At 43.4% G+C, this 9,732-nt stretch carries 8 protein-coding genes; 7 read left to right on the forward strand and 1 reads right to left on the reverse strand.

Annotated features, from left to right (window positions below):
- Positions 1-58: 58 nt before the first annotated feature.
- From mecA to pepF, 7 genes are all read left to right on the forward strand, one after another.
- Positions 59-721, forward strand: a complete 663-nt coding sequence (gene mecA, locus BBA02S_RS13955) for an adaptor protein MecA (protein ID WP_041099232.1) — start codon at positions 59-61, stop codon at positions 719-721.
- 185 nt (positions 722-906) lie between these two features.
- Complete coding sequence (gene cls, locus BBA02S_RS13960) at positions 907-2,421, forward strand: cardiolipin synthase (protein WP_041099234.1); 1,515 nt, start codon at positions 907-909, stop codon at positions 2,419-2,421.
- A 304-nt stretch (positions 2,422-2,725) separates the two neighbouring features.
- Positions 2,726-3,937 (forward strand): efflux RND transporter periplasmic adaptor subunit, encoded by a 1,212-nt coding sequence (locus tag BBA02S_RS13965; protein ID WP_041099236.1) that lies wholly within the window; start codon positions 2,726-2,728, stop codon positions 3,935-3,937.
- The gene (locus BBA02S_RS13970; RefSeq protein ID WP_041099238.1) at positions 3,912-4,601 is read left to right on the forward strand and encodes an ABC transporter ATP-binding protein; all 690 of its coding nucleotides are present in this window, start codon (positions 3,912-3,914) and stop codon (positions 4,599-4,601) included. The genes BBA02S_RS13965 and BBA02S_RS13970 overlap by 26 nt, the downstream gene beginning before the upstream one ends.
- Positions 4,591-5,838 (forward strand): ABC transporter permease, encoded by a 1,248-nt coding sequence (locus BBA02S_RS13975; RefSeq protein ID WP_041099240.1) that lies wholly within the window; start codon positions 4,591-4,593, stop codon positions 5,836-5,838. Before BBA02S_RS13970 ends, BBA02S_RS13975 begins: the two co-directional genes overlap by 11 nt.
- 173 nt (positions 5,839-6,011) lie before the next feature.
- A complete protein-coding gene (locus BBA02S_RS13980) occupies positions 6,012-7,157 on the forward strand; it encodes a competence protein CoiA (RefSeq protein ID WP_052475234.1) in 1,146 nt (381 codons plus the stop codon).
- A 64-nt stretch (positions 7,158-7,221) separates the two neighbouring features.
- A complete protein-coding gene (pepF, locus tag BBA02S_RS13985) occupies positions 7,222-9,039 on the forward strand; it encodes an oligoendopeptidase F (protein WP_041099242.1) in 1,818 nt (605 codons plus the stop codon).
- 40 nt (positions 9,040-9,079) lie between these two features.
- On the opposite strand, the gene BBA02S_RS21045 is transcribed toward pepF, so the two are convergent.
- Complete coding sequence (locus tag BBA02S_RS21045; RefSeq protein ID WP_169713113.1) at positions 9,080-9,247, reverse strand: hypothetical protein; 168 nt, start codon at positions 9,245-9,247, stop codon at positions 9,080-9,082.
- Between the last annotated feature and the right edge of the window lie 485 nt (positions 9,248-9,732).

Below are 9,732 nucleotides of genomic sequence, written 5' to 3' on the forward strand. Positions count from 1 at the left end.
TGCCTAATAATAAGGGGAGTCGTCCTCAGGTACCCTTAGACGGAAGGGAGAGGTAGTTATGGAAATTGAACGCATTAATGATAATACAGTGAAGTTTTACATTTCATACTTGGATATAGAGGAAAGAGGCTTTGACCGCGAAGAAATTTGGTATAATCGTGAGCGGAGTGAAGAGCTTTTTTGGGATATGATGGAAGAAATACACGATGAAGAAGACTTTACCGTTGATGGTCCGCTCTGGATTCAAGTTCAAGCTTTGGATAAAGGGCTGGAAATATTGGTGACTCAGGCGAACTTAACGAAAGACGGTCAACGAATCGAACTGCCGCTGCCCGGAGATAAGTACCGGGATTTCCCAGTTGATGACCGCTTAGAGGAGCTGCTTGACGAACATTTTCAAGCTGATGAAGACGATGATGAGCCCAAAGAACCGATGCTGGAATTCATGCTTTCATTTAACGACTTTGAAGATCTTATACAGCTAAGCAAGCGTACATTTCTTGATGAACTGGCTACACAGCTGTATGCTTATAACGGCAAATATTATTTATTTGTGGAATTTCCAGAGGAAACAATGGATGAAGAAAAAGTAGAGAATACATTAAGCTTGCTGCTGGAATATACAGATGAGTCCGGCGTTACTATCCATCGCCTTCAGGAGTATGGAAAATGTGTGATGGAGAGCCATGTATTTGAAACTGTCCGTAAATATTTCAATTAATAAAGACTGCGCAGATTTCTGTTGAAATCCGCGCTTTTTTTTATGGCATTAAGGCGATGAATCATTGGCGCCGGCTTATTTGCCGGCTTTCATACAGAAGTCAAAGAATATCCGTCTCTCTGCCGGAAAAAAGGGTATAATAGCAGGAAAGCAGTAACAGGGGCAGAAGAGGCAGGCGAGGAAGGATGAAAAATACGATAAAAGCGGCTGGCTTTATTGCAGCTATAATTGTCGCCTATATTTTATGGGCAGATCACTATATGGGCGGGCTGCTCAAATATATGAGTGTGGCGTTAACCCTTTCAGTGATCGTTATCAGCTTTTTAATCTTCTTTGAAAACAGGCATCCGACACAAACCGTTACATGGCTTGTTGTATTAGGAGCTTTTCCGCTTTTTGGATTTATTTTTTATTTGCTGTTTGGGAGAAACTATCGGAAAGAGCGGATGTTTAAGAAAAAATATATTCTTGACCAGGAAACATATCAAAAATACAGTTTTGCCCACACAACGGAAGATTTAAGGCAGCACTTTCAAAAGTATGGAGAGCATAAGATTTATGCATTGGCTGAACGGCTTGGGAATACAGAGATTTCTTTTCATACAGAAACAGAGCTGCTGACTAATGGCGAAGAAACCTATGAGTCCATCTTGGATGAGTTGCGAAAAGCGAGGCATCATATTCATTTAGAATACTACATTGTGCGGGCAGACGGCATTGGCCATGAAATTAAAGAGATACTTATTGCTAAAGCACAGGACGGGGTGAAGGTGCGTTTTTTATACGACGCCGTTGGTTCTTGGATGTTGTCGAAGGGCTATATTCAAGAGCTGCGTAATGCCGGCATTGAAATGGTGGCATTTGGGCCAGTGAAAATCCCGCTTTTGAATAGCAAGTTTAATTTTCGCAATCACCGCAAAATTATTGTCATTGACGGAAAAGTAGGATTTGTCGGTGGTTTGAATATTGGAGACGAGTATTTGGGGAAAGACCCCCAATTTGGTTTTTGGCGTGATACCCATTTATATGTGCGCGGGGAAGCGGTTCGGTCACTGCAGCTGATTTTCCTGCAGGATTGGTATTATATGACCAACGACAGCTTTATTACACCGGGATATTTGACTCCGGAGCCAGAGAGGGAAGTGCGGCGGACGGGCGGCGTTCAAATGATTGCCGGCGGCCCGGACAATGAGTGGAGTGTGATCAAAAATATTTTCTTTTCAATGATTACATCGGCCCAGAAATTTGTTTGGATTGCTACCCCTTATTTTATTCCCGATGAGGACATCTTTTCGGCCTTGAAGATCGCCGCTTTAAGCGGAGTAGATGTGCGCTTGCTTGTTCCGAAGCGTCCGGATAAACGAATTGTTTTCCACGCTTCCCGGTCGTATTTTCCGGAGCTTCTGGAAGCAGGAGCGCGGATTTTTGAATATAAGGAAGGTTTTATGCACAGTAAGTTCATCATCGTAGATGGGGAAATAGCTTCTATAGGCACTTCTAACATGGATATGAGAAGCTTCCACCTCAATTTTGAGGTGAATGCTTTCTTATATCATACTCACAGCATTGAGTCGCTCGTGAGGGAGTATATTAACGACATCCACGCTTCTGATGAAATTAATCTGGAGGACTTTAACGGCCGCCATCTTGGTTACCGCCTCATTGAGTCGACGTCAAGGCTGCTGTCACCGCTATTATAAAGAATCATACGAAGGAAATGACCCGGAGGCGGCGCTTTCGGGTCATTTTGAATGTCAGGCAGAAAAGGCTTGAAGGCTCTCCTTTCTTAAACAAATTGAAAGAGAACCAGCTGTAAAAGCGGACGGCCCAGTAATGAAAGGGTTAACAAAAATGACATATTCTTAAATTATTTGTAATAAATAGAAGTGTTTGTTAAAATCATGTCGAAGTAGGTTTTTTTATGGAAAAAGATGGTGATAGCAATTTTTTTAATATAGATAGAAAGAGGAATAGACCGGGAAATTGAAAAGGGGAGATAACGAAGTGAGTAAAAAGAAAAAATGGATTATTGCAATTTCAACTATTATCATACTAGGCTTGGGGATTGGCGGTTATATATTCACAAAGTCCAAGTTTAATAGCGAAGAAGGCGCAGGAGAGATTTTCCCGACAAAGGTAAGCGATATGATGGGCGGAATGGAAGCTAGCGCCGGCGGTTTATTTGCCGGGGTAGTTGAGCCGAAGGAAACAGAGAAGATCTTTTTATCTTCAGAACGCGGCACTGTGAAAGAGGTATTTGTGAAAGAGGGAGACGTGGTTAAAGCGAATGACCAATTGTTTTCTTATGAGAATGCCGAAGGGGAGATGGAGCTGAAACAAAAGGCGATCGACCTTGACATTGCCAATAGCAGCGTTAAGCAGAAGAAATCAGAAATTTGGTCGCTGGAAAAGCAAATCAAAAATGCGGCTGCTGAAGAAAAATCTGCGTTAAGAGAACAAGTGGCACAAGCAGAAACAGATTTAAAACTAGCTAAATTTGAAGTGGAAAAAGCAAATTTAGAGTACCAGGAAATGAAAAAGAAAGTAAACAATAATATTGTTAGAGCGAAAGTAAATGGCATTGTGCAAAAAGTTGATGAAGAACAAAAGCAATCAACGGGCGGAGAGAATCAAGGGGAGCAGCAGCCGTCAGGCCCCTTTATGCAAATTTATAATACGGATGCCTATTTTGTAAAAGGAAATGTCAATGAGCTGATTAAAGATGAACTCCAAGTGGGACAAGAAGTAAATGTAGTCAGCCGAAAAAACCCGGAACAAAAATGGCCGGGAAAAATTATTGAAATCGGCAAGCTGCCGGTAGATGAAGGCACTGATGAGATGGGCGGTATGGGAATGGACGAGATGGCAATGAATCCGCAAGCATCCAACTATCCTTTCCAAGTCCAACTCACAGAGCATGAAGGGCTAGAATTTGGCTATCATGTATTCATTGAACTAAAAGGGGAAGAAGCTTCCCAGGAAGTGATGCTTCCAACGGATATGATTGTGATGGACGGAGAAAAGCCATTTGTATGGACGGTTGCAGATGAGAAAGTGAAGAAACAAGAAGTCGAGTTGGGCAAGGAAATGCCGGATATGATGATGACGGTCATTAAGAGCGGCCTAACTAAAGATGATTACGTTATATTCCCTGATGACACAGTAAAAGAAGGAAAGAAGGTAACTATTGATGATTCACTTGAAGAACATCAATAAATCATATTGGATTGGAAAAGAAGAAGTTCCAATCCTTCATAACATTAATTTGTCTATTGAAGAAGGCGAATACGTATCGATTATGGGACCTTCCGGATCAGGGAAATCGACGATTATGAATATCTTGGGCTGCCTGGATACACCTACATCAGGAGAATATATATTAGATGGAAACAGCGTGCTCTCGCGCAAAGAGAACGAGTTGTCCAAAATTCGAAATGAATATATCGGCTTTGTTTTCCAAAACTTCAACTTATTGCCGAGGTTAACGGCATTAGATAATGTGCAGTTGCCGCTAGTGTATGCCAAGGTCAATAAAAAAGAGCGAAAAGAACTGGCAATAGATGCACTGACCAAGGTAGGGCTGAAAGATCGCGTTAACTTTAAGCCAACGCAATTATCGGGCGGGCAAAAGCAGCGGGTAGCTATTGCCCGGGCACTTATCAATAAACCGAAATTTATTTTAGCGGATGAGCCGACAGGGGCGCTCGATACTGCTTCAAGCGAGCAAGTGATGAATTTGTTTACAGAGTTGAATAAAGAAGGCGTAACCATTGTTTTAATTACCCATGAAGAGGAAATTGCACAATACGCCAAACGAAGCATCTTTCTGCGTGATGGGGCCATCATCAAGGATGAAAGGAGAGAGTTGCATGCTAGATAATTTAAAACTATCCTTTCAATCTATTTTTGCCCATAAAATGCGTTCCGTTTTAACAATGTTGGGGGTCATTATCGGGATCGCTTCCATTATTGCGATTGTAGCGATGATTGAAGGCCAGAAAGAAAGCTTGAAATCAAGCCTTGTCGGAACAGGAAACAATTCGATCGCTATTATGTTTCAATCACCTGAAGCAGCCGCAATGGGCGGCAGCGATATGGTCATGATGGGCGGCGGTGAGGAAGATCCGCCTGACGTCATCCCAACAATTACTGATGAACAGCTTGAGGAAGCGAAAGTGCCGGACTTAGTCAAATCGATTGCTGTCTTCTATCAGAATTATACACAGGCCTATCATTTAAATAATTTGTCGGACTCCGAACTTTATGCGGTCGATGACAAGTATTTTTCAATCTTTCCAATTAAGATGTTGGAAGGAAGAAAAATCGCGCCGGTTGAGCACAAGAATGGCAGTCAAGTCGCCATGATTAATGAAGCGACCAGGGACGCTTTGTTTCCTGAAGGAAGCGCGATTAATCAGGTCATTGAACTGAATAAAGTGCCTTTTCGCGTCGTAGGCGTATACGCAGATGAAAAAAGTGAAGAAGATAATATGTTTATGATGGATGCAGGAATGGGGAAAATCTATTTGCCGAAGTCAGCATGGCCTCATTTAGGAAGCTTCAATGATATCCCTCAAGTGCTCGTTCAGGCTTATCATTCGGACCAGCTGGAGGAAGCTGGACAAGTGGTTGCCGATTCCTTGAACAGCCAGCTGCCTGCGACGTCCACTTGGCAGTACAGCATTCCGGATTTGCAGCAAATCATGGAAGACATTAATGAGTTTAACCAAGCCTTTACACTGTTATTGGGGGGGATTGCAAGTATCTCCTTGCTTGTCGGAGGCATTGGTGTAATGAATATTATGCTCGTATCTGTGACGGAAAGAACGCGGGAAATTGGCATTAAAAAAGCCCTTGGAGCGAAGCGGTCTGTTATTCTTTGGCAGTTTTTAACAGAGTCAGCCGTGCTTACCAGCATCGGCGGCATTATCGGTGTACTGGTGGGGTTAGGGGGCGCCAAGGCCATCTCCTACTTTGCACACCTGCCATTTGCTGCGCCGGTCCCTGCCATTATCGGATCTGTTGTTTTCTCCATGGCAGTCGGTATTATTTTCGGTTTAATTCCATCCATGAAAGCAGCGAAAATGAAGCCAATCGATGCCCTTCGATATGAATAATAAGATGGCTGAATTTGAGGCACCCCTTTCCCTATGCAGGGAAAGGGGTGTTTTTAATTCAGAAAAAAACAGCTTGCTGATTAAGCTTTATTTTCTTAGTGAATGGAGAGCGAGCCAGCAGGAAAGAGCGAAGAAGGAGCGAATAGATGTAAGTATGAAAGGAGTGGTTGCAGATGCTTATTGCTATCGATCAATCTGGCGAGGTCATTAGTTTAGCCCAACAGCCCGATGAACAAATGCTTGGAAAAATTCGTGCTTCCATTTATTTTTGTCCTGCATGCCGCGAGCCGGTCATTTTAAAGGCAGGAGCTGTCAAAATACCTCATTTTGCCCACAAACAATCACACGCATGCAAGTCATTTTCAGAAGGAGAGTCCGCTCGCCATTTAAAAGGCAAGTCCGATTTATACCGATGGATTCGCTCCACTCATGAAGTGAAGCTGGAAGCTTATTTGCCGGAGATTGCCCAGCGTCCAGATTTACTTGTTGAAGAAAAAACAGCTATTGAATACCAATGCTCCGCTTTGCCAGCGGCCCTATTTTTGAAAAGAACAGAAGGCTACAGGCAGCAGCACGTTTTTCCCTTTTGGATTTATGGCGGGCCGCCAATTAAAAAACAAGGACCATTCTATGGCTTTTCTCTGTTTCACCGCCTCTTTTTTCATTACTCCCCGTCCTTCGGGTTTTGGCTCTTAGCCTATTGCCCTGATCAGGAATGCTTTACACTCTACTCACAGCTTACTCCGGTATATCCCTCTCTTTACGCAGCTGCTGTGCAAAACATCCCTCTCTGTTCTTTAGCTTATCCCCCAGCCTTTGATGCAGCTTCCCCTTTCCAGCCTTTTTCTTTGTCCGACTGGTTTCTTAGGAGAGAACGATGGCTGCAGCAGCAAATATATTTCACCAAAGGGCTATCCGGCCCGTTTTTCCATACTGTTTACCAGTCGAAGAATCATCCTTCCTTGTTGCCTCTTTGTATTGGTTTGCCGGTTCGCTTTATGACTCTCATTAAAAGCCACCCGATAGAATGGCAGTTTTATTTATGGCACGATTTGCTGGCCTACCAGGAGAACGCAACGGCAGAGGAGGCAGCAGCAGTTATTAAGAAGAGGATCGAAAAAGGGGACGTGCAGCTTAACCAGCTACCGCTGTGCTTATCACCGGAGCTCCCCGAGGTGATGGAAGAATATTTAGTGATTTGGCGAGCGGCTGGAGCGGTAAATAAAGAGCCGTGCCGGACAGTATGCGAACAAATGGAAAGAAAAACAGCGTTTATTCGAAATTTTGAAGAGTTCATCATTTCCCGGCTTATTTTTTGAGTTTTTCCGCATACAATAATATGATTAAGAGGAAGAGAAAATATGGAAACAGGAGGGATTTGGGATGACAAATGAACAAGCAGTCAAGCAGCTTCCGGCAAGGGAGAGCGTGCCAGAACAATTGACGTGGCGCCTGGAGGATATTTTTGAAACGGACGAGCGCTGGAATGAGGAATTTGAACAAGTGAAAAAGCTGTCAGAACAAGCGAAAAGCTATCAGGGAAAGCTCGGCGAAAGCGCTGAAAGCCTTTATAATTTTTTCACTTATCAGGACGAGCTGCTTGAGCGTATGGGCAAACTGTATACATACTCTCATATGCGCTACGATCAAGACACGACAAACTCTCATTATCAAGGAATGGATGATCGTGCGAAAAACCTCTATACGCAAATTGCGAGTGCGCTTTCTTATGCAGTGCCTGAAATTCTAGCGATTGATGAAGAGCAGCTAAAGAAGTTCGTGGCAACCCATGAAGGGCTGGACGTATACCGCCATGCCATCGAAGAAATTAATTTGCAGCGTCCGCATGTGTTATCAGCGTCAGAGGAGAATTTGCTCGCCCAGGCGTCCGAAGTGACATCTGCCTCCAGCAACACCTTCAGCATGCTGAACAATGCAGATTTGGAATTCCCGGCCATTAAAGATGAAGAAGGAAATGAGGTCCAAATTACGCATGGGCGTTATATTCAGTTTTTAGAGTCGGACGACCGCCGGGTACGGGAGGAAGCGTTTAAAGCAGTGTACAAAACGTACGGCAACTTTAAAAATACGTTTGCGAGCACGCTTAGCAGCCAAGTGAAAAAGGATAATTTCTATGCCCGTGTCCGCCATTACAATAATGCCAGAGAAGCGGCTCTTGCAGGCAACAATATTCCGGAAGCGGTATATGATAACCTGGTGAAAACCGTCAATAACCACTTGCCTTTGCTTCACCGATACGTGGAGTTAAGAAAGAAAGTGCTCGGTGTTGACGAGCTTCATATGTACGATTTATATACACCGCTTGTCAAAGATGTAAAAATGAAAGTAACTTATGATGAAGCGAAAGAGTATATGATTAAAGGGCTGGCTCCGATGGGAGAGGAATACATCGAGGTGTTAAAGACAGGCTTGGATAACCGCTGGGTCGATGTGGTTGAAAATAAAGGAAAACGCAGCGGTGCTTATTCTTCTGGCACTTATGGGACAAATCCGTATATCTTGATGAATTGGCAGGATAATGTCAATAACTTATTTACACTGGCTCATGAGTTTGGACACAGCATGCACAGCTATTTCACGCGGGCATCTCAGCCTTATGTGTACGGCAATTATTCGATTTTCGTTGCAGAGGTGGCATCCACGTGCAACGAAGCCTTGCTGAATGATTACTTGCTTAAAAATGTAGACGATGAAAAGAAACGCTTGTATATTCTAAACCATTATTTAGAAGGCTTCCGCGGCACTGTTTTCCGGCAGACGATGTTTGCTGAATTTGAACATCTGATTCATGTGAAGGCGCAAAATGGGGAAGCGCTGACTGCTGATGCGCTGACGAAGGAATATTATGAGCTGAACAAAAAATATTTTGGCAGCGGCATGGTGATTGATGAAGAAATTGGGCTTGAATGGGCACGCATTCCGCATTTCTATTACAACTACTATGTATATCAATATGCGACCGGCTTTAGCGCAGCTACAGCGCTAAGCAAGCAGATTCTGGAAGAAGGGCAGCCGGCCGTCGACCGCTATATCAAAGAATTCCTGAAAGCGGGAAGTTCCGATTACCCGATCGAAGTGTTGAAAAAGGCTGGAGTTGATATGACGACTGCCCAGCCGATCGAGGAAGCTTGCAAGGTATTCGAGCAGAAATTAAATGAAATGGAGCAATTGCTGTCGTAAATAAGAAAAAGAGCGCCTGGAAGCATGCGGGCGCTCTTTTTCATTTCCAACGTTTTTGCCGGTTGATCAGATAAACGGGAATGAATAAGACAAAAAATAAAGTGGGTGCTGTGACATACAATGGATATAAGTTCAGAAGACCGAGTAAATTAAACAGTAGGGCAATGCCTGCGAGTGAAAAGTAAGACCAGAGAAAAATCCATTTCATAAAGTAACCTCCTGCAGCAGGTACCATTATATGTTAGTTTACGCTTTCTATTCCATTGTTATGACAAATATGTGAAATCAGGCACAATCACTTGTTTTTAAGGGAGGGGGCATGATAATATAAAAATCGTGAAGTTGATCACATACAAACATATACCCCTTTGTTTGACCGTGAAAAATTTCTCCCATCCCCTTTGTTCGTGAGGAAAGGCCTTGTAATGATACAAGGTCTTTTCTTTTTTTTATGTAAAAGGTCTTATTGCTTTCCATTCCAGGCCCTTCGCTTTCGCGGGGCGGGCGGCGAGCCTTCCATTTCAATCACCAGGAGTTATGAAGCCAGCGGTTGATTTTTCTTTTATGCTGGCTTATAGAATGCGGTTTTCATAGTAAAATGCCGCCTGTCTCCATCTTAAAGGGAGTTGGAATAAGATCCTTTCGAACCCCTTTGCTGCCATAAAAAACAGCCTGGAAGTCGAGGCTGTCAGA

The organism is Bacillus badius NBRC 15713, from assembly GCF_001591605.1.
GTDB classification, from domain to species: Bacteria; Bacillota; Bacilli; order Bacillales; family Domibacillaceae; genus Pseudobacillus; species Pseudobacillus badius.